The 23,793-nt window shown below is 71.9% G+C and carries 21 protein-coding genes and 2 pseudogenes; 10 read left to right on the forward strand and 13 right to left on the reverse strand.

All coding sequences use genetic code 11. The annotated features are described in order from the left end of the window. Positions 1 to 158: 158 nt before the first annotated feature. Positions 159 to 806 (reverse strand): annotated as a pseudogene (locus tag ACFXI4_RS24305) (YihY/virulence factor BrkB family protein); the annotation flags it as partial. 80 nt (positions 807 to 886) lie between these two features. Between ACFXI4_RS24305 and ACFXI4_RS24310 the strand changes: the two are divergent. Both ACFXI4_RS24310 and ACFXI4_RS24315 read left to right on the forward strand, forming a co-directional pair. Further along, a complete protein-coding gene (locus ACFXI4_RS24310; protein WP_384994349.1) occupies positions 887 to 1,282 on the forward strand; it encodes a hypothetical protein in 396 nt (131 codons plus the stop codon). A gap of 151 nt (positions 1,283 to 1,433) precedes the next feature. Continuing rightward, on the forward strand, positions 1,434 to 1,823 hold the full coding sequence (locus ACFXI4_RS24315; RefSeq protein WP_384994352.1) for a VOC family protein: 390 nt from the start codon (positions 1,434 to 1,436) through the stop codon (positions 1,821 to 1,823). Positions 1,824 to 1,904: 81 nt separating this feature from the next. On the opposite strand, the gene ACFXI4_RS24320 is transcribed toward ACFXI4_RS24315, so the two are convergent. Both ACFXI4_RS24320 and ACFXI4_RS24325 read right to left on the reverse strand, forming a co-directional pair. Continuing rightward, positions 1,905 to 2,501 carry an NADPH-dependent F420 reductase gene (locus ACFXI4_RS24320; protein WP_384994354.1) on the reverse strand — a complete coding sequence of 199 codons (597 nt, stop codon included), beginning with the start codon at positions 2,499 to 2,501 and terminating at the stop codon, positions 1,905 to 1,907. Positions 2,502 to 2,548: 47 nt separating this feature from the next. Continuing rightward, positions 2,549 to 3,388 carry an inositol monophosphatase family protein gene (locus ACFXI4_RS24325; RefSeq protein ID WP_384994357.1) on the reverse strand — a complete coding sequence of 280 codons (840 nt, stop codon included), beginning with the start codon at positions 3,386 to 3,388 and terminating at the stop codon, positions 2,549 to 2,551. A 135-nt stretch (positions 3,389 to 3,523) separates the two neighbouring features. Between ACFXI4_RS24325 and ACFXI4_RS24330 the strand changes: the two genes are divergently transcribed. The 6 genes from ACFXI4_RS24330 to ACFXI4_RS24355 all read left to right on the forward strand — a co-directional run bounded on the left by ACFXI4_RS24330 (position 3,524) and on the right by ACFXI4_RS24355 (position 12,993). Continuing rightward, the gene (locus ACFXI4_RS24330; protein ID WP_384994359.1) at positions 3,524 to 4,429 is read left to right on the forward strand and encodes a LysR family transcriptional regulator; all 906 of its coding nucleotides are present in this window, start codon (positions 3,524 to 3,526) and stop codon (positions 4,427 to 4,429) included. Between the two features lie 140 nt (positions 4,430 to 4,569). After that, positions 4,570 to 5,382, forward strand: a complete 813-nt coding sequence (locus ACFXI4_RS24335; RefSeq protein WP_362731743.1) for an alpha/beta hydrolase — start codon at positions 4,570 to 4,572, stop codon at positions 5,380 to 5,382. Continuing rightward, positions 5,379 to 6,200 carry an SDR family NAD(P)-dependent oxidoreductase gene (locus tag ACFXI4_RS24340; RefSeq protein WP_384994362.1) on the forward strand — a complete coding sequence of 274 codons (822 nt, stop codon included), beginning with the start codon at positions 5,379 to 5,381 and terminating at the stop codon, positions 6,198 to 6,200. The genes ACFXI4_RS24335 and ACFXI4_RS24340 overlap by 4 nt, the downstream gene beginning before the upstream one ends. Positions 6,201 to 6,394: 194 nt before the next feature. Further along, positions 6,395 to 9,118 carry an AAA family ATPase gene (locus ACFXI4_RS24345; RefSeq protein WP_384994365.1) on the forward strand — a complete coding sequence of 908 codons (2,724 nt, stop codon included), beginning with the start codon at positions 6,395 to 6,397 and terminating at the stop codon, positions 9,116 to 9,118. A gap of 99 nt (positions 9,119 to 9,217) precedes the next feature. Next, positions 9,218 to 12,028, forward strand: a complete 2,811-nt coding sequence (locus ACFXI4_RS24350; RefSeq protein ID WP_384994368.1) for an ATP-binding protein — start codon at positions 9,218 to 9,220, stop codon at positions 12,026 to 12,028. Between the two features lie 35 nt (positions 12,029 to 12,063). Continuing rightward, the gene (locus ACFXI4_RS24355) at positions 12,064 to 12,993 is read left to right on the forward strand and encodes an alpha/beta fold hydrolase (protein ID WP_384994370.1); all 930 of its coding nucleotides are present in this window, start codon (positions 12,064 to 12,066) and stop codon (positions 12,991 to 12,993) included. Here the strand turns inward: ACFXI4_RS24355 and ACFXI4_RS24360 are convergent. The 7 genes from ACFXI4_RS24360 to ACFXI4_RS24390 form a co-directional block, all read right to left on the reverse strand. Continuing rightward, the gene (locus ACFXI4_RS24360; protein ID WP_384994372.1) at positions 12,974 to 14,596 is read right to left on the reverse strand and encodes a SpoIIE family protein phosphatase; all 1,623 of its coding nucleotides are present in this window, start codon (positions 14,594 to 14,596) and stop codon (positions 12,974 to 12,976) included. The genes ACFXI4_RS24355 and ACFXI4_RS24360 overlap by 20 nt on opposite strands. Further along, positions 14,568 to 16,025, reverse strand: a complete 1,458-nt coding sequence (locus ACFXI4_RS24365; RefSeq protein WP_384994375.1) for a sensor histidine kinase — start codon at positions 16,023 to 16,025, stop codon at positions 14,568 to 14,570. The genes ACFXI4_RS24360 and ACFXI4_RS24365 overlap by 29 nt, the downstream gene beginning before the upstream one ends. Positions 16,026 to 16,047: 22 nt before the next feature. Beyond that, a complete protein-coding gene (locus ACFXI4_RS24370; RefSeq protein ID WP_384994377.1) occupies positions 16,048 to 17,106 on the reverse strand; it encodes an ATP-binding protein in 1,059 nt (352 codons plus the stop codon). Then, the gene (locus ACFXI4_RS24375) at positions 17,094 to 17,516 is read right to left on the reverse strand and encodes an anti-sigma regulatory factor (RefSeq protein WP_384994379.1); all 423 of its coding nucleotides are present in this window, start codon (positions 17,514 to 17,516) and stop codon (positions 17,094 to 17,096) included. Before ACFXI4_RS24375 ends, ACFXI4_RS24370 begins: the two co-directional genes overlap by 13 nt. Then, on the reverse strand, positions 17,513 to 17,884 hold the full coding sequence (locus tag ACFXI4_RS24380) for an STAS domain-containing protein (RefSeq protein WP_362719850.1): 372 nt from the start codon (positions 17,882 to 17,884) through the stop codon (positions 17,513 to 17,515). Before ACFXI4_RS24380 ends, ACFXI4_RS24375 begins: the two co-directional genes overlap by 4 nt. Beyond that, a complete protein-coding gene (locus tag ACFXI4_RS24385; protein ID WP_362719853.1) occupies positions 17,881 to 18,732 on the reverse strand; it encodes an STAS domain-containing protein in 852 nt (283 codons plus the stop codon). The genes ACFXI4_RS24380 and ACFXI4_RS24385 overlap by 4 nt, the downstream gene beginning before the upstream one ends. Before the next feature lie 80 nt (positions 18,733 to 18,812). Then, a complete protein-coding gene (locus tag ACFXI4_RS24390) occupies positions 18,813 to 19,175 on the reverse strand; it encodes an STAS domain-containing protein (RefSeq protein WP_384994381.1) in 363 nt (120 codons plus the stop codon). A gap of 222 nt (positions 19,176 to 19,397) precedes the next feature. Between ACFXI4_RS24390 and ACFXI4_RS24395 the strand changes: the two genes are divergently transcribed. Further along, positions 19,398 to 19,841 carry an ATP-binding protein gene (locus ACFXI4_RS24395; RefSeq protein ID WP_384994411.1) on the forward strand — a complete coding sequence of 148 codons (444 nt, stop codon included), beginning with the start codon at positions 19,398 to 19,400 and terminating at the stop codon, positions 19,839 to 19,841. A 210-nt stretch (positions 19,842 to 20,051) separates the two neighbouring features. Here the strand turns inward: ACFXI4_RS24395 and ACFXI4_RS24400 are convergent, their stop codons facing one another. The 3 genes from ACFXI4_RS24400 to ACFXI4_RS24410 form a co-directional block, all read right to left on the reverse strand. Next, complete coding sequence (locus ACFXI4_RS24400; RefSeq protein ID WP_362719859.1) at positions 20,052 to 21,071, reverse strand: DNA-directed RNA polymerase subunit alpha; 1,020 nt, start codon at positions 21,069 to 21,071, stop codon at positions 20,052 to 20,054. 398 nt (positions 21,072 to 21,469) lie between these two features. Continuing rightward, positions 21,470 to 21,940 (reverse strand): SRPBCC family protein, encoded by a 471-nt coding sequence (locus tag ACFXI4_RS24405; RefSeq protein ID WP_384994384.1) that lies wholly within the window; start codon positions 21,938 to 21,940, stop codon positions 21,470 to 21,472. 257 nt (positions 21,941 to 22,197) lie between these two features. Next, on the reverse strand, positions 22,198 to 23,295 hold the full coding sequence (locus tag ACFXI4_RS24410) for a MerR family transcriptional regulator (RefSeq protein WP_384994414.1): 1,098 nt from the start codon (positions 23,293 to 23,295) through the stop codon (positions 22,198 to 22,200). A 326-nt stretch (positions 23,296 to 23,621) separates the two neighbouring features. On the opposite strand from ACFXI4_RS24410, the pseudogene ACFXI4_RS24415 reads away from it, so the two are divergent. Continuing rightward, a pseudogene (locus tag ACFXI4_RS24415) lies at positions 23,622 to 23,793 on the forward strand (B/F/G family RNA polymerase sigma-70 factor); the annotation flags it as partial.

Consider the following 23,793-nt stretch of genomic DNA (forward strand, 5'->3'; position numbering starts at 1 on the left):
CTCCGGCCGGCTGAGGCATGGCGCGGCTCCGTACTCGGCACGGCACTCACCTCCCGTTCCGTTCCTGCCTGCCGGGCCTGTCAGGCCCGGCGATCGCGCGAGTACCCCGAACAACCGGGTTCAGGACAGCGAGTGGTAGCCGTGTGTGCCGGGGCCGGTCATGCGCCGTCCAGCCGGCGTACCTCGGCCTCGTCGCACGTCCGGGTGTCACGGGGCTCGGCGCAGGGCTCCGTCTCGTGCGGCAGACCGCTCGCGGCGGCCCGCTGGCGTGCGGTCTCCGCGTCGTACTCCAGGCCCAGCAGGATCCGCCAGGTTGGTGATCCACAGCCAGACGAGGAACACGACGACGCCGGCCATCGTGCCGTAGGCCTTGTTGCAGGAAGCGAAGCCGGCGACGTAGAACCCGAAGCCGACGGACGCCGTCAGCCAGATCAGCAGGGCGACGACACTGCCCGGTGTGACCCACCGGAACCCTCTTACCTTCGCGTTCGGCCCGGCCCAGTACGGGACGGCGATCACCAGCGTGACCAGGAGAACGAGGGCCGGCCACTTGACGGCCGACCACACCGTCAGCGCGCCGTCCCCGACCCCGACGTGCGGCGCCGGCCTGCATCACAGAGCGCCAGCACCAGGCCGACGACCGCCATGACGGACCCGGCACCGGCCTTGCCCTGCAACTGCTCCACGGCCCGGGTGATGACGTCCCGCGCCTCCGGCGGCGCCGGCCGCCGCACGGTACGCGGCACCGGGTCGGTGGTCGAGCTGCCCGCGAGACCCAGCGGGGAGACCAGCACCAGCAAACCCGGGCCGGAACCCCGCGCGGCGCAACTCGCCGAGGCGGGACGGAAAGTGGCGGATCCCGATGCGGCCCGCCGAGCAGCCGGTCATGGCACGGCGCGGACCGGCAGGCGTCCCGCACGCGGTGACGGACGTCGTCGTCGACGCGTACACCGATGCGGCCGCCCGGGTGCGGGCGGATCCGGCCGAACTGGAACGGTCCGTGTTCTCACCGGCGCGCCAGGACCTGACCGAGCGGATCTGCTCGCTCACAGGTGAGGTGGTGGAGTTCCGCGACGCGGTCCGGCCCCTGGTCCCCGTCATGCGGTCGTCGACCCCGGCCGACGACGACCGCGACCTGTTGGGATCCGTCCTCGACGCGCACCTCGCGACCGCGGGCACCTGGCAGAACGACGACATGCGCCGCATCGGTGCCTGGCATGAACCTCGACGACATGCCCGAACCGGACCGGCGCTACGGCCATCCCTGCGCGCCGGTTGTTAGGGCACTCGGCGCGGGCCGGCGGTACCGCTCCTTTCGGCGCAACGGCCGGCTGTGAGCGCGGCGTCGCAAGCAGCGGAAGCGGAGGGGGCGATCGAAAGGACCGAGATGGTCCGGCCCGGCTCTCCACTCGGGGCCCTGAGAAGATGGGTGCATGGCGCACACCTCTCCACGGATCAATGCCCTCATCGTCGACGCCGCCGACCCGGAGCGGCTTGCCGCGTTCTGGTCCGAACTGCTCGACAGGCCGGTCGTGGGCCGTACGGGCCCGTACGTGTGGCTGCGCAGGGAGAAGGACCTGGGCTTGGGGTTCCAGCGGTCCGCGCGACCCAAGTCGGACAAGAACCGCCTGCACTTCGACGTCAGTTCACCCGATCCCGCAGCCGAGCAGCACCGGGTCGAGGCGCTTGGCGGGCGTCGGCTGGAGCAGTACGCCGACGGCGGGTTCCTGGTCATGGCCGACCCCGAGGGCAATGAGTTCTGCATCATCCCGGAGGGCCCCTTCGAACTCGACGACGAGGGGCGCACGGACTATCTCGGCTGACCGGCCGCCGCTACGGAAGCGATGCGCCGCTCGGCTCCGAGCGGGAGTGCCCGGCGAAGATCTGGCCGGTCCGCGCGCGGATCAGCGGGCGATCGAGATCGCGAACGGCGTGAACCCGCTGGAGCGGATCACGTGCGGGACGAACAGGATCGCGGCCTCGGCCGCCCGCGCGGTCTCTATCCCTCCCAGGTCGGTGATCCACTCCGGATGCCAGCCGAGGCCCGCGAGCAGTCCGCCGACGATCTCCTTGGCCTCCTGGTCGTTGCCCGAGAGGAACGCGGTCGGGGTCCGGGTGAGTGAGCCGGGTGCGGTCATCACCGAGTACAGCATCGTGTTGAGCGTCTTGACGACGCGCGTCCGGGGGAGCGACTCCTGGAGTCGCTCCGCGAGGCTCGAGCCGGGGTAGAGCAGGTCGGCGGGCAGCCCGTCCGGTCCGTCGACGGTGGCGTTCGAGACGTCCACCAGGATCTTGTCGCGCAGCTCCGTGCGCAGTGCGGCGAGCCGCTCCAGGGAGCCCGCGCCGGGTGTGGCGTTGATGACGATCCGCGCGGTCCGGGCAGCGGCGGCGGCAGCGCCCGGCGAGCGGTCCGCCACCGTCACCTCGTGCCCGGCGCGGGTGAGGCCGGTGGCCAGGCCGCCGCCGACGCGGCCGCCGCCCAGAACGGTGATGTTGCTCATGGTGAACTGGTCCTCCTGGTCTTTCTGTTCTCGCGAGTGGTCAGGGGTCAGCGGGAGAGCGTGGCGACCGCAGCGGCGTGCACCCCGGGTGCGGCGGCCAGGAAGCTCGCGCTCTCCGGGGTCCAGGGGCGGCCTTCGGCGTCTGAGATCCGGCCGCCTGCCTCCGTGACGAGCAGCGCACCGGGAAGCAGGTCCGCGCGGGCCCCGGCGAACTGCCAGAAGGCGTCGGTCCGGCCCGCCGCCACGTTCAGCAGGTGCAGGGTGGCGGGCACGGATGTCCGCACCACGAGCGCGTCCAGCAGCATCTCGGTGACCGAGGAGCCGACGCGCCGTACGACCTTCTCGTCCTCGTCCGGCCTCGCCTGGCTCGTGGCCACGATGCTCAGGCCGAGGTCCGTGGTCCGGGACACGTGCAGCGGCCGGCCGTCGAGGTGGACGCCCGCGCCGGTCAGCGCGGTGCAGGTCTCGCCGGTCAGCGGCAGGTGGACCGCGGTGAACACCGGCCGGTTGTCGCGCACGAGGGTGGCGGTCACCGCCCAGTCCGGCAGGGCGTGCAGGTGGTTGACGTTGCCTTCGGCCGGATCCACGACCCACCATTCGCCGGCCGGCAGAGCGCCGCCCGCCGGCTCGTCCTCCACCCATCGGGCGTCCGGGCGCAGGGCTGTGAGACGGGGGCGCAGGATGTCGAGGGCCGTGTCGTCGTTGGCGGCGAGAGCGCGTATCAGCTCTTCGCGGCTCTGGCAGGGGACCACCTCGCCGAAGCGCTCCCGCAGCGCCGAACCCGCGGCGCGTACGGCGATCACGGTCTGGGCGAGCAGGCCGGCGTCAGAGCCGGCGGCGGAGCCGGCGGCTGCGCTACCACCGGTGTCCCGGATCGACTCGGGCATGGGGGTACTCCCGTCTGAGCAGGGGTGATGGAGGCCAACCAGGCGAGAACCAAGGTCGTTCGCGCCCGCATCTCGACGGTAGGAGCGGCCATCGTTAACTTCAAGTGCATGTCAAGCACGGCTAGAGTGACTCCCATGCAATTGGACCTGAATCTGCTCGCCGCGCTCGACGCTCTCCTGGAGGAGGGCAGCGTGGCCGGCGCCGCCGACCGCCTGCACGTCACCGCCCCCGCGATGAGCCGCAGCCTCGGCCGGATCCGGCGCACGACGGGGGATCAGATCCTGGTGCGCACCGGACGCACGATGACCCCGACGCCGTACGCGATCGCCGTCCGGGAACAGGTGCACGACCTGCTCCAGCAGGTGCAGTGCGTACTGGCGCCGAGCCGTGAACTCGACCTCGCGACGCTCGAACGCACCTTCACGCTCCGCTGGCACGACGCACTCGTCGCCCTCGGCGGTCCCGCGCTTCTCGCCGCCGTGCGTGAGCAGGCACCGGGTGTGCGGCTGCGCTTCATCGCGGAATCGAGCATCGACACACCCGAGTTGCGCCGCGGCGAGGTCGATCTCGCCGCGAACGCGGAGAGCCCGGCCGCACCCGAGGTCCGCACCGATCGGGTGGCCGAGAGCCCGCACGTCATCGTCGTACGACGGGGACATCCGCTCACCCGCGTCAAGGCCGTCACCGCGGCGCGGTACGCGGCGGCCGAGCACATCACCGTCTCGCGGCGCGGAAGGCTCGGCAACGTTCTCGACGACGCTCTCGCGCGGCTGGACCTCACCCGGCGTGTGGTGGCGACCGCGCCCACCGAAGGAACCGCGTTCGCGTTCGCGCGAGGCTCCGACCTCCTTGTCACAGCCCCCGAATCCACGGCGCGTGCGGTCGCCGCCGATCTCGGCCTGGTCCTGCTCGCGCTCCCGCTCGACCTGCCGCCGGCCCCGGTGTACCTGTCGTGGCATCAGCGCTATGACACCGATCCCGCGCACATCTGGCTACGCGATCTGGCACGGACCGCGTTGACCGGCGCGATGACGCGATGAGGGGACGCCGTCGGACGGGCTGTGGCCGTCCGGCGTCCGGTCGTGAAGGACTGGGGTGGCACCACGGTTCGAGTACGGCAGGAACCGGGTTGGGTGAGGCACCGCAGGAACGACACGCCGTCACGCCGGAGGGCAGAGCCATGACCGCCTCGCCGATACCCGTCTACTTCATCCACGGGCTGTGGCTGCACAGCGCCTCCTGGCAGCCCTGGATCGACCTGTTCCGTCAGCAGGGATACGACCCGTCGGCCCCGGGCTGGCCGGGCGACCCCGACACCGTGGCGGAGGCCCGGGCGAACCCGGAGAGCATCGCCGACCACGGCATCGACGACGTCGTCGAGCACTACGCGGCGCTCATCGCCGAACTGCCCGCCCCGCCCGTCCTGATCGGTCATTCCTTCGGCGGGATGATCGCGCAGAAGCTGCTCGGCCAGGACCGCGCCGCCGCGGCCGTCGCGATCGACGCCGCGCAGATCAAGGGCGTCCTGCCGGTGCCGCTGTCGGCGCTCAGGGCCACGCTCCCGGTGTTCAAGAACCCCGCCAACAAGCGCCGCGCGGTGTCCCTGACGTCCGAGCAGTTCCGGTTCGCCTTCGGCAACGCGGTCTCCGAGGAGGAGTCCGCGGAGCTGTACGAGCGCTGGACCATCCCCGCGCCCGGCAAGCCGCTCTACGAGGCCGCCTCCGCCAACTTCAACCCGCACTCCCCGGCGAAGGTCGCCACCGGGAACTCCGGACGGGGCCCGCTGCTGCTGATCTCGGGCGGCAAGGACCACACCGTGCCCGAGACCGTCACCCGCGCCACCCTCAAGCAGTACCGGCACTCCGACGCCGTCACCGACATCATCAACTTCCCCGACCGCGGGCACTCCCTGACCATCGACAACGGCTGGCACGAGGTCGCCGAGACGGTCCTGGCCTGGCTGGGCCGGCAGAACCTGCAGGCCACACGATGACCTCCGGCACCTCCGGCCCCGCTGGGTTCGACCTCGGTCTGGCCGGGCAGAGCGCGGTGGTCACCGGCGCCGGGCGCGGGATCGGCCTGGCGGTCGTCGAGGCTCTGCTCGGCGCCGGCGCCCACGTCGTCGCGGGCTCCAGGAGTCGTACCGACGGCCTCGACGCCCTGGCCAAGGGCGGCACCGAACTCGTCGTCGTAGAACTGGACCTGACCGAACCCGACGCCCCGGCCGCTTTGGTGGCGGAGGCGGTCGCCGCGTACGGCGGCGTCGACGTGCTGGTGAACAACGTCGGCGCGGTGCACCCGCGGGTGGACGGCTTCCAGGCCGTCTCCGACGCCGACTGGGACTGGGCCTTCACGATCAACTTCATGACGGCGGTGCGGGCCACCCGTGCCGCACTGCCCCACCTGATCGCGAGCGGCGGCGGCCGGATCGTCACCGTCTCCTCGGTCAACGGCCGGCTGCCCGATCCTCTGGTCATCGACTACAGCGCGGCCAAGGCGGCGCTGACGAACTTCTGCAAGGCACTGTCCAAGCAGGTCGGGCCGGAGGGCGTCCGCGTCAACACAGTGAGTCCCGGGCCGGTCGAGACCGCGCTCTGGCAGGGCACGGGCGGCGTCGCCGACACCGTCGGGCGATCACTTGGCGTCGACCCGGCCGAGGTGGCCCGCAACGCCGCCGGCGCGGCGGTCACCGGCCGGTTCAGCACCCCCGCCGAGGTCGCCGACCTCGTGCTCTACCTGGCGAGCCGACGCTCGGGAAACATCACCGGCGCGGACTTCGGGATCGACGGCGGCCTGATCGACGCCCTCTGACGAGCACTCTCTCTCACACAGCGCAGCAGTACGGGACCGTGCGGACGAGCGCGGTCCCGTACTGCTGCGACAACGGCCCTGAGGCGGGGCCGCAGCTCGTTCCGTCCCTCTCCCGCACAGATCGCCGGCCGCGGCGCAGTACCCTGATCCTCCAGGCGGACCCAGCCCGGGGACCCGGGCTGACGGGGGACGACGTGGAGCTCATCGGCCGGGACGATCAGCTGGATCTGTTGCGCCGGCTGCTGACCGAGCCGCGGAGCCACGGGAGCACGGTGCTGGTCCGCGGGGCGCCCGGCATCGGGAAGACGGCGTTGCTCGCCGAGACCGCGGCTCTCGCCGAGGGGCTCGGCTACCGGGTGCTGAGCACCAGTGGTGCCGAGGCCGAGAGCGACATCCCCTATGCCGGTCTGCATCTCGTCCTGCGGCCGTTGGGCGCGGCGGCCGCCGAACTCGCCGCGCCGCACCGGCAGGCCCTGGACACCGCCCTCGGGCACGCGGAGGCCGGTGTCCCCGACATCTTCCTGGTCGGCCTGGCCGTGCTCAACCTCCTGGCCGACGCGGCCGCGGTCGCGCCGGTGCTGGTCCTGGTCGACGACGTGCAGTGGCTCGACGACGCCACCGTCGGCGTCCTCGCCTTCGTGGCGCGCAGGGCCGGCGCGGAGCCCGTGGTCATGGTGGGAGCCGCACGCGAGGGCTACCGGTCGCGGCTGAACGCCGACGAGGTCACCTCCGTGACCCTGGACCCGCTCACCGACGGCCAGGCCGCGGAACTCCTGGCGGACCGCGCCCCGGACCTGCGGCCCACCGCGCATCGGCGCCTCCTGGCCGAGGCGGCCGGGAACCCCCTGGCGCTGACCGAGCTGTCGCGCACCCTCGGCGCTTCGGCAGACCCGCATCTCTCCCGGCTGCCCCTCACCGAGCGGCTCGAACGGGCCTTCACCGACCGCCTGGAGACCCTCCCCGACATCACCCGCGGCCTGCTGCGGATCGCGGCCCTCGACGACAGCCCGTCGCTCCCCGAGATCTACCGCGCGACCCGGGAGTTCACCGGGACGACGGCCGGATCCGCGGAGCTCGAACCCGCGGTGCGCGCCCGGCTCGTCCAAGTCGTGGGCACCGAGCTGCGGTTCGGGCATCCGCTGATGCGGTCGGCGATCCACCAGACCATGCCGCACGGCGTCCGCCATGCCGCGCACGCGGCCCTCGCGGCCGTACTCGACGCGGACCCGGACCGGCAGACACGTCACCGGGCCGCCGCCACCGACCGCCCCGAGGAGACGGTCGCCGCCGCGTTGGAGGACACCGCGCACCGGGCCGCCCGCCGCGGCGGCGTCGCGGCGGCCGTCACGGCCCTGGAACAGGCCGCCGCGCTCAGCGAGGACGTCGGCCGCCGAGCGGAACGGCTGCTGCGCGCGGCCGACTTCGCCGTCGAGCTCGGTCGCCCCGAGACCGTGACCCGGCTGCTGGACCAGGCACTCACCGGGCCGCTGTCGCGACGCCAGCACGCCACGGTCGTCTGGCTGCGCGGCAGCTTCGACGAGGGACTGCGCAGCCACTCGTCCGGCGCCGTCTCCCTGACGGCACTCGCCGAGGAGATGGCCGCGGAGGACCCCGCGCTGGCGCTGCGGATCCTGTGGAGCGCCGCGCAGCTGTGCTTCTGGTCCGAACCGGGCCCGGAGGGCCGCCGCCGGGTCCTGCTGGCTGTGGAGCGGATGGACCTGGACGAGCTCGATCCGTGGCGGCTGGCCATCTGCGCCTACGCCGCGCCGGTCGAGCGCGGCGCGTTCGTCCTGGACCGTGCCCGGCACGTCGTACCGGTCGCACCGAAGGAGGGCGACGACGGCCGCGCCTACCGCATGCTCAGCACCGCCTCACTCCTCGTCGGCGGCTTCGACCTGGCCCGGGCGTTCTCGGCGGCCGGCGGGGCTCCGTTGCGTGCCCAGGGACGCCTGGGGCTGCTGGCCCGCACGCTCGGTGCGGAGGCGTGGGGCGCCCTGGTCGTCGGCGACCTCGGTGCGGCGATCGGCGCGACGGAGGAGTCACGCAGGCTGGCACGCGAGACCAGCCAGACGATGATGTACGGGTTGATGACCGCCACCGCGGCCAAGCTGGCCGCGCTGCGCGGTGAGGTGGACCCCGCCCTGCGGCTGGCCGGGGAGGCGGAGGAGATCGGCCTTCCGGTCGGGGCGCGTCCGGTACTGGCCACCGCGACGCAGGCACGCGGGCTGGCCGCGCTGGCCGCGGGGCGGTTCGAGGAGGCCTTCGGTCATCTCCGCCGGCTGCACGACCCGGCGGACCCCGCCTTCCAGGTCGCCCTGCGACTGACCACCCTGGGCGACCTCGTCGACGCGGCGACGCACTGCGGGCGGCTGGACGCCGTCCTCCCGGTCGTGACGGAGCTGGAAGAGGTCGCCACGGTGACCCCCGCGCCGGTGCTCCACGCCGACCTGCGTCTGGTCCGGGCCCTGCTGGCCTCCGACGAGGACGCCGCCGCGCTCTTCGCCGCCGCGCTCGGCGCGGACCTCACCGCCTGGCCCCTGACCAGGGCCCGCGCCCATCTGGCCTACGGCGAATGGCTGCGGCGCCGGCGCCGCAGCGTCGAGTCCCGCGACCACCTCCGGGCGGCCCGCGACATGTTCGACGCGCTCGGCGCGATCCCCTGGGGCGAGAAGGCCCGCCGGGAACTGCGCGCCGCTGGTGAGACCAGCCGCCGCCGGGCCCCGGACGCCCGTGACCAGCTGACCGCCCACGAGTTGCAGATCGTTCACCTGGCCGCCGAGGGGCTGACCAACCGTGAGATAGGACAGCGGCTCTACCTCTCGCACCGCACCGTCAGCTCGCACCTCCACCGGATCTTCCCCAAGCTGGGCGTCGTCTCCCGCGCCGAGCTGCGCACGGTGGTCAGCACACTTCGCTGACCACCGTCACATGACGCTCGCCGCCGCCCGCGCGGCGCTCCTAGTCTTCCCCGTGCGGGGGTCCCCGGCAGGGGGACCGACGAGTGGGGGAGCGGTCCCATGGTGTGGAACGGCGTCCAGCAGGCCTCCGGGCGGCCCCTGGCCCTGGTCGGCCGGCACGCCGAGCGGCAAGCGGTCGGACAGCTGCTCGACGCGGTGCGCGACGGCCTGAGCGGAGCCCTGGTCCTGACCGGCGAACCCGGGATCGGCAAGACCCGGTTGCTGGAGTACGCCGCGGAGCAGGCCGCGGACCTGCGCGTGGTCCGGCTGACCGCGGTCGAGCAGGAGACCGGTCTCGGCTTCGGTGCGCTGCACCGGCTGCTGCGGCCGTTCCTGGACCGGGCGGCCCGGCTGCCCGAGCCGCAGCGGTCCGCGCTGGACGCGGCCCTGGGCCTGGCGGCGGGGCTGCCCGCGGACCGCTACCTGGTCGGGCTGGCGACGCTGACCCTGCTGTCCGAGGCCGCCGCCGACCAGCCCCTGCTGTTCCTGGTCGACGACGCGCAGTGGCTGGACCGGGAATCGGCCGAGGCCCTCGCCTTCGCCGCCCGCCGGCTGCATGTCGACTCCCTGGGCCTGATCGTCGCCGTCCGCGAAGGGCTCGGGGACAAGGGCCTGTTCGACGCGCTGAGTACGCAGCGCGTGCCCGGCCTGCCCGAGTCGGAGGCCAGGACCCTGCTCACCTTCGGCGCCCGGCGGGTGGACCCGGCGGTGGCCGACCGGATCGTCGCGGGCACCGGCGGCAATCCGCTCGCACTGCTGGAGCTGACCGACGCCCTGACCGCCGAGCAGCTGTCCGGAATCGCACCGCTGCCCGACCCGCTGCCGGTGGGCCGGCTGCTGGAGGACCATTTCCAGCGCCTGGTCCGAGCCCTGCCGCCGGCGACCGGCACCCTGTTGCTGCTGCTCGCGGCGGCCCCCTCGGACGACACGGGGCTGATGTGGCGGGCCGCCGGGAGGCTGGGCCTGTCGGCCCGCGCCGTCGAGCCCGCGGTCGCCGCGGGCATCCTCGGCCGGGGCCGGCCGACGGCCTTCCGGCATCCTCTGATCCGCTCGGCCGTGTACGCCGGAGCCGGACCCGGTGACCGCCGCCGGGTGCACGCGGCACTGGCCGCCGCCTGTGACGCCGTACGGGACGCCGACCGCAGCGCCTGGCACCGGGCGGAGGCCGCCGAAGGCGTCGACGGCGCGGTCGCCGACGACCTGGAGGCCGCCTCCGAGCGCGCCCGCTCCCGCGGCGGCTACTCCCAGCAGGCCCTGTTCCTGTCACGTGCCGCCGACTTCACCGGCGACCCGGACAAACGGGCCGAGCGGCTGCTCGACGCGGCGCGGGCCCACCTGATGTCGGGCGACGCGACGGCGGCGGGGACCGCGCTCGACCTGGCCGCTGCCGACCTCCGTGGCCCGGTGATGCGCGCCCGCGAGCTGCGGATGCGGGCGACCGCTCAGATGTTCCAGATCGCCGTCGCCGACGTCCCCGCGACGCTGATGGACGCCGTGACCCGGCTCGGCCCACGGGACCCACGGCTGACCTGGGAACTGCTCTGCGAGGCGCTGCACGCGGCACTGGTCGCCCACGACTGCACGCGGGGCACGACGTCGACCGAGGTCGCGGCGGCCGTCGCCGCCGCGCGGCACGACCACGCCCCGGACCCCGCCGTGCGCGGCCGCGACCTGCTGATGGAAGGTCTGGCCCGTCGCGTGGCCGGGGGCTACGAGCAGGGCGCGCCCGTCCTGCGTACCGCCCTGCACCAGTTGCGGGGCGGTGCCCGGATCGAGGACGCCGACAGCCCGTTCGCGGTGATGCTGTCCATGGCCAGCGGCGATCTCTGGGACGTGCACGCCGAGCGGGAACTCACCGATCGTCTGGCGGCGGCGGAGCGCGACACCGGCGCGCTGTACGCGCTGAGCATGACGCTGCTCGTCGCGGCGCGCTGCGACCTCTGGGACGGACGGTTCACGGAGGCGGAGGTCCGCTACGCCGAGTTCGACGACATCGCGGCCGACACCGGCTTCCGCGGCGGCGGAGACATCAACCGGCTCCACCTGTTCGCACTGACCGGCCGGGAGGCCGAGCTGCGGGCGGCGGTGCGGCGGACCGCGGAGATGCGGAGCGTCGGACTCGGCCTGCACCAGCGCCTGGCGCAGCACGCGCTGACCCTGTTCGAGCTGGGGCAGGGCCGCTACCAACAGGCCATGAGACACGCGCGGGCGGTCTTCGCGGACGACCCCCTGGCCTTCGGCAACCTGGTCCTTCCGCTGGTCGTCGAGGCCGGTGTGCGCATCGGCGACCGGCCCGCCGCCGCGGCGGCCCTGGCCCGGCTGGAGGAGCGCGCCCCACTCGCCGGTACGCCCTGGGCACTGAGCGCCCTGGCCCTCGGCCGGGCGCTGACGGCCGACGGCGACGACCCCGAGAAGCTCTACCAGGAGTCGGTCGAACTGCTCGGACAGGTCCCGATGGCCCTGGAACAGGCCCGGTCGAGGCTGCTGTTCGGCGAATGGCTGCGCCGGCGCAAGCGGCGCTCCGACGCCAGGACGCAGTTGCGCGCCGCATACGAGAGCTTCGACGTCTTCGGTGCGCTGCCGTACGCCGAGCGGGCCCGGACCGAGTTGCTGGCCACCGGTGAGACGGCCCGCAGACGCACGGACGGGACCAGGTTCGATCTCACACCACGGGAACGTCAGGTGGCCGCGATGGCCGTCTCGGGACTGGCCAACGCGGAGATCGCGACGCGCCTGTTCGTCACCACCTCGACCGTCGAGTTCCACATGAACAAGGTGTTCCGCAAGCTCGGCATCACCTCCCGGAGACAGATACCCCGCGCGATCGGCGAACCGGGGTCCGACCCCGGTGCGAGCCGCGGCCGCACGTGATGACGTGGGCCTCCCCGAACGCGGAGGAAACCGGGATGACGGCTCAGGGCGCGCACGGCATGACCGACCACACGGGTGCCCGGCTGCGCCACGGCCGGCACACCGTGGACGGCGTCGGTCTCCACTACGCCCTGGCGGGCTCGGGGGAACCGGTCGTCCTCCTGCACGGCGTCCCGAAGACGATGTTCTTCTGGCGCCACGTCATCCCGCTGCTCACCCCCCGCCACACGGTCGTCGCGCTCGACCTCCGCGGCTTCGGAGGCTCCGCGCGCCCGACGTCCGGCTACGACACCCGGACCCTGGCCGGCGACGTCGCCGGGGTGATGACGGCCCTGGGTTACGAGCGGTTCCGCGTGGTGGGCGAGGACTGGGGCGCCGCTGTCGCGTACGCCGTCGCGGCCTTCCACCGGCCGAGAGTGGTGCAACTCGTCTACCAGGAGACCAGGCTGCCCGGTCTGCCGGTACCGGACCTGGCTGCCCTGCCGCCCGAGGACCCCCGAACCGGCTGGCATCGCACGCTGTTCGCCCTGCCGCACTACCCGGAGCTGCTCCTCGCGGGCCGTGAACGGGCGTTCTGGACGTACTTCATGCGCCGGATCATGGCGAATCCCAGTGCCTACACCGACACCGACGCCGATGAGTACACACGCGGCCTCGAACAGCCCGGAGGCAACCACGCGGTCTTCGAGCTGTACCGGGCCGCCGAAACCGACGCGGAACAGAACCGGCCCCAGTTCGCCGACCGGTTGACCTGTCCGGTGCTGGCGGTCGGCGGCCGCGCCTACCTGGGCGCGGAGCCGGGGCTGCAGATGGCGCAGGTCGCGAAGGACGTCCGCAGCGTCGTCATCGAGAGCGCCGGACACAACATCCCGCTGGAGGCCCCCGACGAACTCGCCCGCGCCTACCTCGACTTCTTCTCCGGTCGTGAGGCGACACCGAACCGTCTCAGGCGAACAGAGCCGTGATCAAGGCGATGTCGTCGTCCTTGTTCTGCCCGAAGCGGGCGAGCAGCAGGTCGCACATACTCTCGAGTCCCGCCGGGCCGTCGGCCACGGTGTCGCGGAGTTCGGCGAGGCTGGTGTCGAGACTGGTGGTGCGCACCTCGATGAGACCGTCCGTCACCATGAGCAGCCGGGTTCCGGGCGGGGCATCGAGGACGGTGGGCGGCGGATGGGGGAGCCCCAGTCCCAGCAGCGGCCCGTGCGGATGATGGAAACGGGGGCCGTTCCGCGGGTCGATCACGAGCGGCGGGATGTGGCCGGCGTTGGCGATGTGCAGGCGACGGTCAGGGGTGATCAGGGCGAGGCAGAGGGTGACGGTGATGCCGGGCTGGGACTGGCGCAGGAGCGTTTCGAGGCGCTGCAGGACGAGGTGGGGAGGGTGGCCTTCGATGGCGTACGCCCGGAGCGCGTGGCGTACCTCGCCCATGACGGTCGCGGCGGTCAGCGAGTGGCCCACGACGTCTCCGATGGCGAGCAGCAGTCCGTTGACCGTCTGCACCGCCTCGTAGAAGTCGCCGCCGATTTCCGCGTGTTCGGAGGCCGGGAGGTAGCGGAAGGCAAGTTCGACGCCGGGGACGGCCGGCATTTCCTTCGGGAGGAAGGAGCGCTGCAGGGCCAGGCCCAGGGCGTGCTCCTCGTTGTAGGTGCGCAGGGCTTCGAGCGCGAGCGCGCTGGAGTTGGCCAGTTGCTGGAAGAACTGCTCGTCATCGGTGCCGTGCAGCGCGGTGGCGGGTACGGCGAGGCAGACCGGGGGGCGGCCGCGCTTGGTGCGGGCGACCGCGAGAGCGACTTTCCCCGGGAGGCGGTCGGCGGGAAGCAGGGCCCGCCACTGGCCGGCGGAGAGCCGGGTGATCGCGACGCCGGTCTCCTCGTGCAGGCAGCGAGCCGCCAGTTGGTCCGGGAGGCCGGGTGGGACCGGATGCGTGCGTACGGTGCTCTGCGGGCCCTCGATCATGCTGTGGACCGCCTGTCCGTGCGGCGAGAAGAACACCGCGCTGGCCGGACTGGTGAGGACGGCCGCCGCGCCGCCGATCGCAGCGGAGGCGAAGGAGTGGAAACCGACGGCGCTGTAGACGTCCAGCGTCGCGCTGTTCAGCGCGATGAGGCGTTGCGCGAGCCGTTCGGCGCGGCGGCGGGCGCGGGCGTAGCGCAGGGTGGCGGTGACGGTGGCGAGGAGTTCGCCGGGGTCGATGGGCTGGTCGAGATAGGCGTCCGCACCGCGCCGCAGACCCTCGGCGTGATGCTCCGGGCTCACGGCGGCCGCGGAGATCTGGATGACCGGCAGATGGGCAGTCCGCGGCGAGCCCTTTAGGCGTTCGCTGACTTCGAAGCCGCTCATGTCGGGGAGGAGGACGTCGATGATCGCGAGGTCCGGATACGTGCCGGCGGGCGCGGAGTCCAGACGGGCGAGGCCCTCCTCGCCGGTGCCGACGGCGATGACGGTGTGTCCGGCGCGCTGCAGCCAGCTGGTGAGGAGGTAGCGGTTCGTCTCGTTGTCGTCGACGACCAGGACGGTTGCGGGCAGCAGGTCCTCGGCGCTACCGGTCACGGCTTGTTCTTCCGGCATCGGGTTCCTTCGTGTACACGTGTCCGAGATCCGGCAGGCGTATCCGTACCTGGGTGCCTGATCCGACCTGACTGGTGAGGGTGAGGGACCCGCCTAGGAGTTCGGTGAGGGTACGGGCGTACGGCAGGCCCAGACCGGTGCCGGGTCGCTTGCTCTGGTGCGGGCCGCGGACCTGGTAGAAAGCCTCGAAGACACGGTCGAGTTCGTCGGGCGGGATACCGACTCCCGTGTCGGTGACGGTGAACAGGACCGAGGGCGCGGTGGGTTCGGGGTCCGCGGTGATGTCCAGGCGTACTTCGCCCCGCTCGGTGAACTTCAGCGCGTTGGACAGGACGTTGCGCAGGATCCGGACCAGGAGCGTCTCGTCGGTCACGAGGGCCGGCTGCCGTTCCAGCTCGGGCGTGAGCAGAGAAACCCCCTCCCGGCCGTGACTGCTGAGCAGCAGCCTGCTCTGGTGGGTGACGAGCAGCCGCAGATCGACGGGCTGTGGATGGATCTCCAGGTGGCCGGCCTCCGCCTTGGCGACGTCGAGGAGGTCGTTCACGAGCGCCAGGAGCGCGTGGCCGGACGATGCGATGAGGTCGACCTGTTCACGCTGTTCGCGGGTCAGCGCCGGGGAGCTGGGGGCCAGCAACAGCCTGGAGAGGGCGACCACGGAGTTGACCGGGGTGCGCAGTTCGTGGCTGATGTTCGTCCAGAACCGGGTCTTCGACTCGCTCGCCTGCTGCAACTGGAGTCGCTTTTCCTCCAGTTCGGAGTGGAGCGCCAGCACACCGCTGTTGGTGGTCTCGAGCTCCTGGGTCAGCTCCGAGTACAGGGCGAGCACTCCTCGGTTGGTCTCCTCCAGTTCCTCGTTGAGCCTGCGGAGCTCCTCCCGCTGGGCCCGGGTCTCCTCCAAGGTGGCGATCAAGTCCCGTGTCTGGGCGCGGAGATAGTCCGCTTCGGTGGTTCGGGTGCCGTCGTGGAGGGCCTCCGTCAGCCGGGCGTGCCGCTCGTGCGCCCTGCCGCCGTCGGCGGGGAGCGGCTGGGTGATGACGACACGGCTGACCGCGGTGCCGTCCTCGTGGTCGACCTGCACGAGCTTCGCGACCAGGTCGAGTGTGTCCGCGGCGGGCGGCGGTCCGCCGCTCCACGAGAACGTGACGACGAGAGCCGTGGGCCGGTCCGCCGCGTCCAGGCCGAAGGCGACCTCCAGGTCGTGGCATCCCACGCGGTCTCTTCCGAGTTCGCTGAGCGCGGTCGCCAGCCGGACCTGGTCCTGGCGGTCCAACGCCAGTGCTACGGCGGCCTGTTGAGCGCTGCGGCGCAGGCCGAAGACGTCCTGGGCGGAGAACAGGCGAAAGCGCGTCACCTGGCGGGTCGCGACGGGCGAGTGGCTCTCGCGCCGCTCGCCGGCGCGCAGACTCGGCTCGTACCCGTGGGGCGTCATGATCACCTCGTCCCGTCCTCGGTCACCAGGCCCCCTTGACGACCACCACACTCGCGTCGTCCCGCCGGACCCCTGCTTCGCGGAGCAGGTGGCCGGCCACGACCAGCGGTGAGTGGCCGAGCAGACCCGGCAGCGCCGCGTGGTCCCAGCGTTCGGTCAGGCCGTCGGAGTGCATCACCAGGGCCCCCTGGTCCGGGAGGGGCTCCTCGAACGTCCGCAGACGCCGCATGTGCGCGCCGACGATTCCGGGAGCCGACAGCAGAGCCCGGCGGGGGCCGTCGCCGATGAGGAATCCGCTGATGTTGCCGATGCCGCAGTACAGCACCCGGCCCCGGCCGGGTTCGATCCGCGCCACGGCCACCGCCCCGCCACGGGTCCCCCGCAGCGCCGGGTGGACGGTGTTGAGGACGCCCTCGGGACTCGGATCGTGCGCCTCGTGGAAGGCTTTGACCGCCGCCTGGCCGGCGCGGGCCGCGAGGGGCCCGTGGCCGAGTCCGTCGCACAGCATGACCAGGACGACGGGCGGTTCGCTTCCGGCGGCGACGGTACGAACGGCCCACGCGTCCCCGCATACGCTCTCACCGCTGATGGGCCTGGTCACACCGGCGGCCGAGGGCGCGGGCGGCCGGGCGAGGACGGCTCTTCCGTCGGCGGTGCGGGGCCAGAACCGCGCGGTCATGACCGTCCCGCGGCCCGGCACCGAATGCAGGTCGAAATGGTCCGAGAGCCGGGAGACGGCGCCCAGCCCGATCCCGAGAGTGCCGGCGCTGGACGTCCCGTCGCTCAGGGCGGCGGGTACGTCTGCCATGCCGGGACCCGAATCGATGGTGAGGAACTCGACTCCGGCCTCGCCTCCGGAGCGGACCACGCGCAGCAGCAACGCTCCGTCCACGGCATGCCGTTGCAGGTTGGTGGCGGCTTCGGTGACGGCGAGGGCGACCTCCGCGCAGCGGTGACTGGTGAGCCCCAGCCGCCGGGCCAGCGTGGCCGCGGCGGCCCGGGCGGCCGGCGCCAGCGAGTCGCTGTCCCGGAACCACGTCACGTCCTCGCCGTCCAGCATGGTCGTGGTCACCGTGCCCACTTGACTATGGTCACGGCCGTGCCCTCGCCCGGTACGGTGGCGAGGTCGAAGTCGTCGACGAGGCGACGGGCACCGCTCAGCCCGAGGCCCAGGCCGCTGCCCGATGTCCAGCCGTCCGTCATCGCCTGCTCGACATCGGCGATACCGGGCCCCGAGTCCTCGAAGACGGCGGCCACCCCCCGTCTGCCGCGCGCGGTGACCAGTCCGGTCCGGACCGTGCCACCGCCGCCGTAGGTCAGTGTGTTGCGGGCGAGTTCGCTAGCCGCGGTGATCATTTTCGTCTGGTCGACGAGGGAGAGGCCGCACTGCTGGGACAGCGTCCGGATGACCTGACGGACATGGACGAGGTCGCCGCTGCGCGCGATGGGATGGACCTGGAGGTCGTCTTCGGCAGTCCAGAGCGCCGTCATCGCGGGGCCGAACCGGAGGAGCGGCGCAGCTTCGCCAGGCCCTTCTCCAGGTCCAGGGCCGTACTGACACCGCCGAGCGAAAGGCCCAGCTCGACGAGGGTGATGGCCACGGCGGGTCGCATGCCCACGACCACCGTGCGGGCGTCGAGCATGCGGGAGATGGCGGCCATCGTGGCCAGCATGCGGCCCACGAAGGAGTCGACGATCTCCAGGGCGCTGATGTCGATGACGACACCGCCCGCCGACCTGGCGACGATCTGCTCGGCCAGATCCTCCTGGAGATTCAGTACGGTCTGGTCCTCCAGGTCGGACTGGACGGACACCAGCAGGATGTCCCCGATCCGCAGGATCGGAATGCGCTCGCTCATCGCTGCGCGCTCTGGTGCGCGACCATGTCCACGCCGGACCGGCGCAGGGCCAGCTTGAGCGCGTCGGCCAGGCTGGCCTTCGTCACGATCCCGTCGAACTCGATGCCGAGCGCCACGATGGTCTGCGCGATCTGTGGACTGATCCCCGACACGGTGCACTCGGCGCCCATCAGCCGGGCGGCGACGATGGTCTTGAGCAGATGCTGGGCGACCTGGGTGTCCACGGCGGGAACCCCGGTGATGTCGATGATCGCCTGCTCGGAGCCGGTGTCCACGAGAGCCTGCAGCAGCTTCTCCATCACCACCTGGGTCCGCGCCGAGTCCAGGGTGCCGACCAGCGGTACGGCGATCACCCCGTCCCACAACCGCACGACCGGCGTGGACAGTTCCAGGAGCTGCTCGGCCTGCGCGGTGATGAGCTCCTCCCGCGTCTGCGTGTAGGTCTCGATCGTGAAGAGCCCCAGCCCGTCCAGGATCACCACGAGCCGCAGATACGCCTGGATCTCCGCGGCGGACCCGTCCGCCAGCAGGGGTTCCAGGACCCGCTTCAGCGCGAAGACACTGACGGCCGTCTCGCTCGGAGAGAAACCCAGCCGGGCGCGGTTGCGCGACAGTTCGGTCAGCAGGGCCCGAACTTCGTACATCTGCTCCGAGTGGACGTCGACCGCGCCCTCCCGCAACGCCGACACCAAGGCCTCGTAAAGTTCACGCAGCTCGCGGTCGACCTCGGCCGCGCTCACACGGCTGCCCAGCGACCTCGACACCTCGGCGATCCACACCGTGGCGAGATCCCGGTCGTCGTCCGAAAGGAGCCTCACCAGTTCCACGGTGTTGCCCGGCTTCGCCATGCGGATGCTCCTTCGGATTCGCAAACATGTGCCAATGGATGGCTCCTGCAGCCTACGGCACCTGTTCCGAGGCCGGCTCTTCAGCTCTTCAGCGCTTCGTTCACCGTGGGATGGCACGGGATGAGCGCGTCGATGCCGACGAGTTCCAGTACCCGCCGGACGGCGCGTTGCGCACCGGCCACACGCAGCCAGCCCTGGGCGTCCGCGGCCGCGCGGTGAGCGGCGATGAGCGCGTTGATGCCGGCCGAGTCCATGAAGGTCAGATGGCTGAGATCGGCGACGGTCCGCGGGTAGGCTTCGTCGGCGGGCGGCTTCAGTGCCTGCCTGGCGAGATCGCCCGTGGTGTGGTCCAGTTCGCCGCGCAGGGCGACGACCCGGACCCCGTCGAGGGTGGATTCGCCGACTGCGAGTTGGCCGTGCTGCTCCGGCTGAGCGTCTGTCACCGAGTCCTCGACTGCGTTCGCTGGAGCGGCGGGGCCGCCAACTCCTGTGTGGGGAGTCACCGCAGATACTACGGGGAACAGCGTTCGTGGAACCGGGCACTTGGAGTAAGAAGAACAGGAGGCGCAGTGCACGTGGCTGATGCCGACGGACAAGGGAAACGAAGGTGACAAAGCGTGCAGTCTGTCGACAGTGACGGCGAAGGAGAGTCGCGTTCCCGTCCGATGACCACCACCGCCGTCGCCCTGGACGACAACGACGCCTGCATAGCCCAAGCACGGCAGCTCGCCGCGGACTTCCTCGACAACGCCAGGACGGACCACGGCGTGGCCGTGTCGGGGCGAGCCGTGGACCTCACCCGGCTGGTGGTCAGCGAACTGGTCACCAACGCCCGCAAATACGCCCCTGGACCTCTGTGGATGGAACTGCGCCTCGCGGACGGGGCGGTGGAGGTGACCGTACGGGACAGCGCCCGTGTGCGGCCCGCCGCCCGCCCGGGAGATCCCGGCAGGGTCGGCCAGCACGGCCTGGAGATCGTCATGGCCGTCGCCGAGGCGTTCCACGTCCGCCTCGAACCCTCCGGCAAGAGTGTCACCGCCCGGATCGCCCTGGCCGACGACACCGTCGGCGGTACGCGTCGCGCGGACGCTCCGCCCGGCCCCCGGTGACGGTCACGGGCTCGCCGGGGCCGAAGGGCGTTTCCGGGAACGACCGGGATCAATACACCTGATCGGTCCGATCGGTGAAGGCCACGGGGGGACAGGCTCGTCGCGATCGGAACGTGGCGGTCACGAGGCGGCCGTGCCCGCTGAGGGACAGGAGGTGTTCCTCTCCTGCCCCTCACGCGAAGCGTCGGCGAAGCCGCCGCGGCGCGACGGTCAGTACTGCTCGGTCTCCACGAAACCCGCGTCCGCGTCGTCGGCGCCGAAGGCGTCGGCAGCGGCGATCGGGTTGAATCCGGGCGGGCTGTCCTTGAGGGCCAGGCCCATGCCGGCCAGCTTCTCCTTGACCTCGTCGATGGACTTCGCACCGAAGTTGCGGATGTCCAGGAGGTCGGCCTCGGAACGCGCCAGCAGCTCACCCACCGAGTGGACGCCCTCACGCTTGAGGCAGTTGTAGGAGCGGACCGTGAGCTCCAGCTCCTCGATCGGCAGCGCGAGATCGGCGGCCAGGGCGGCGTCCGTGGGCGAGGGGCCCATGTCGATGCCCTCGGCGTCGATGTTCAGCTCGCGGGCGAGACCGAACAGCTCGACCAGGGTCTTGCCGGCCGACGCCATCGCGTCACGCGGCCGCATGGCCTGCTTCGTCTCGACGTCGACGATCAGCTTGTCGAAGTCGGTGCGCTGCTCGACACGGGTCGCCTCGACCTTGTACGTGACCTTGAGCACCGGCGAGTAGATGGAGTCGACCGGGATACGGCCGATCTCCTGGCCCACCTGCTTGTTCTGCACGGCCGAGACGTAACCGCGGCCACGCTCGACCGTCAGCTCCATCTCCAGCTTGCCCTTGCCGTTGAGCGTGGCGAGGACCAGGTCGGGGTTGTGCACCTCGACACCGGCCGGGGGCGCGATGTCGGCGGCGGTGACCAGACCCGGGCCCTGCTTGCGCAGGTACATCACGACCGGCTCGTCCTGCTCCGAGGAGACGACCAGCTGCTTGATGTTGAGGATCAGGTCGGTGACGTCCTCCTTGACGCCCGGCACGGTGGTGAACTCGTGCAGGACACCGTCGACGCGGATGCTGGTGACAGCGGCGCCGGGGATCGACGACAGGAGGGTGCGGCGCAGCGAGTTGCCGAGGGTGTAGCCGAAGCCCGGCTCCAGCGGCTCGATCACGAACCGGGAGCGGAATTCGTCGACGACCTCTTCGGTCAACGAGGGACGCTGAGCGATCAGCATGGTGTGGATCCTTCAGTCGCGGGCGCCCGCCATTTGACGCCCTACTGGTAGTTCAAGGGTACGGGCGATACGTCCCGTCGGTTCGTACTCCCGCCCTGCGGAACGTGTAGCCGCAGCACGCCATTATGACCTGTGAACCCGGTTCGCCTTGCACGCCGACGAAGTTCCGGGCCCGGAGCATCCGTCGGACCCCTCGCGAAAGGCTGTTTCTCCCCGGCGCGAAGTTTCCGGCGGCCCGCACTCCAGGTGTGTCGCCGCCGACGTGATGCCGTGGCCCGCGCTCGCCCCCGAGTCCTGTCGCCTGCCGGTGCGGATCTCCGGTCCCCGGTGGGGGATGGCCACCTGACGTCATTCCTGCTTGGCAGTAGCTTGAGGGGCCGGCGCCGATCACCACCGCGTCAGGCATGGCCGGCCCCGGCGTGAGCCTCCTCGGCGCGACCCTCTTCCACGAACCTGGCCAGTCGGGCCAGCATGCCCCGGTGCCGCAGCAGCAACAGCGCTTCACTCGCGGCGTTGTGGAGGGTGCCGCCCAGGCCGCGCAGCGGGTGCTCGTCGCAGATGACGAGTGTTTCCTCCTCGCCCCAGGGCCTGAGCTGGAGGAAGATCCTCGCCGTGCCCAGCGGCTTGAACGAGGCCTCCAGCTCCAGCTCGCTCCCGGATTCCTGGCGGCGGACCGTGGTGATCCCCTGGGCCGACCAGGGACCCAGCCGCACGGTGTAGCAGAGCCTGGAACCGACGGCGGGCCAGGTCCGGTCGAGCGGCACGGACCCGGTGGGCCCCACCACCCACTCCCCGTAGCACGCGGGATCGGCCAGCACCGCCCATACGACGTGCGGAGGACGCCGGATCAACTGATGGTGGACGGCCACGGAGGAGCCCCCTCTGCGGGAACGGACGATGTCGCACACAGGCGCCCCACGCGGCACCGGTAGCGCCTGCTTGTGATCGCACCGGCACACAGCGCTCGCACAGGGCCGGAACGCTCGGCCCGGCCGACGTCTTCGTCCGCCGAGCGGTGTCACCGCCATGGTGCGCGCACTCGCACGCTCTCGCATCTCACCTTGCCGGACGATGCCGGGCGAGGCCTGCCTCCGTGGCCTCCTCGACGGAGAACCCGTGGCACCCGTCAGGCCACGAGCAGGCGGAGACCGAGTTCTGCCGTGTCGAGGCCGGTGAGGTGGCCGTTGCGTTCGGACCACCGGCCGGAGTCGAGGTCGTCACTGAGCTTGCGCACCGCCCGCCGCTCGGCCTCCGGCCCGACCCGCGTCCACACCGACATCGCACGGCGCACACGATCCTCCAGGTACGCTCCCGGCCGGCGCCAGTACGCCTCGAACAGGCCGTCAGCGCAGTCCCACGGGACGGGTACCGGTTCGGCGCGGGCGCCGATCGCGTCGGCCATCCCCCCGAGTGAGGGGAATTCCGCGAGAACGGCGGCGAACTCAGGCAGGTAGTCGCGGGTGAGCCAGAACCGGTCCTGCCATCCGGGCGCGTCGGTGTCGTACGTGAGCACCACCACGCGGCGGGCCACGCGCCGCATCTCGCGCAGCCCCGCTATCGGGTCCCGCCAGTGGTGCACGGTGGAGACGGCCATCGCGACGTCGAAGGACCGGTCCTCGAACGGCAGACTCTCCGCGGCGGCGGCCACGCACGGCGCCGAGCCGGCAGGCCGCTGATTCCGCATGACCGCCGACGGTTCCACCGCGGTCACGTCACGATCAGCGGGTTCGTAGGAGCCGGTGCCGGCCCCGACGTTGAGTACGGTTCGCGCGTCCTCGAGCGCGTTCCAGATCCGCGCGGCGATCCGCGGGTCGGTACGCCGTGTCACGGGGTAGGCGCCGCCGATGGTGTCGTACAGCCGTGCGCCGAGCGTCTCCGGCTGCTCTTCCGGTGTCACCCGCGGTCCTTTCCCCCGTGACTGGAGTTCCTTGTCGATGGCCGCCAGCATGGCGTCGGCGTGATCACGTCGCTCCAGCATCAGACCGCGCAGTCGGCGCAGGTGTGCGTCCGTGTCGGCGGACGGGCCGCCGACCAGCTCCGCGATCTCCCGCAGTCCGAAGCCCAGCCGTCGATAGGCCAGTACCCCGCGCAGCCGCTCCACGTCGTCCGACGAGTAGGCCCGGTATCCGGACGCGGTCCGCGCCGACGGTCGCACGAGCCCGATCTCGTCATAGTGATGCAGCGTGCGCACGCTCACGTCGGCCAACTCGGCCACGCGTCCCACGGTCCAGTGATCCTCCACGGCACCGAGTGTCCGGCCTGACGCCACGTGAGGGTCAAGAGCGCGGGACCTTGTCGCCGTCCGCTCGCCGCAGCCGCTGCGGCTGCCGGCGGGCACCATGCGTATCCCGCACGCGGTTTGCGGGACATGATCGGGGGCAGGCGGAGGTCAGTGCTTCGGACCGGAGGCGCATGCCCAGCGGGGATTCCCCCGAGCTGTCGGCCCTCTGGCGCCGGTACCCCTCGTTGCGGCACCCCTGACCAAGCATTCAGAACAGCCCGCAATCCGCATTCCGGGCGTTCTGGGAATACGTCCAGGAGCCCTTCCGCATGCCGAGCAACGCAGCCTCCAGCCCATCCAGCACGCCCACGCACGCCGTTCGTCCAGCGTCCCGGCACAGCCACGACGACGCGCCCGACACGGCGTCCCTCTTCGCCCGGCTCGCCGCTCTGGAGGACGGTCCCGAACGGGACGTCCTGCGCGACGAGCTGGTGGCCGCCT

Source organism: Streptomyces sp. NPDC059224, assembly GCF_042754285.1.
GTDB lineage: Bacteria > Actinomycetota > Actinomycetes > Streptomycetales > Streptomycetaceae > Streptomyces.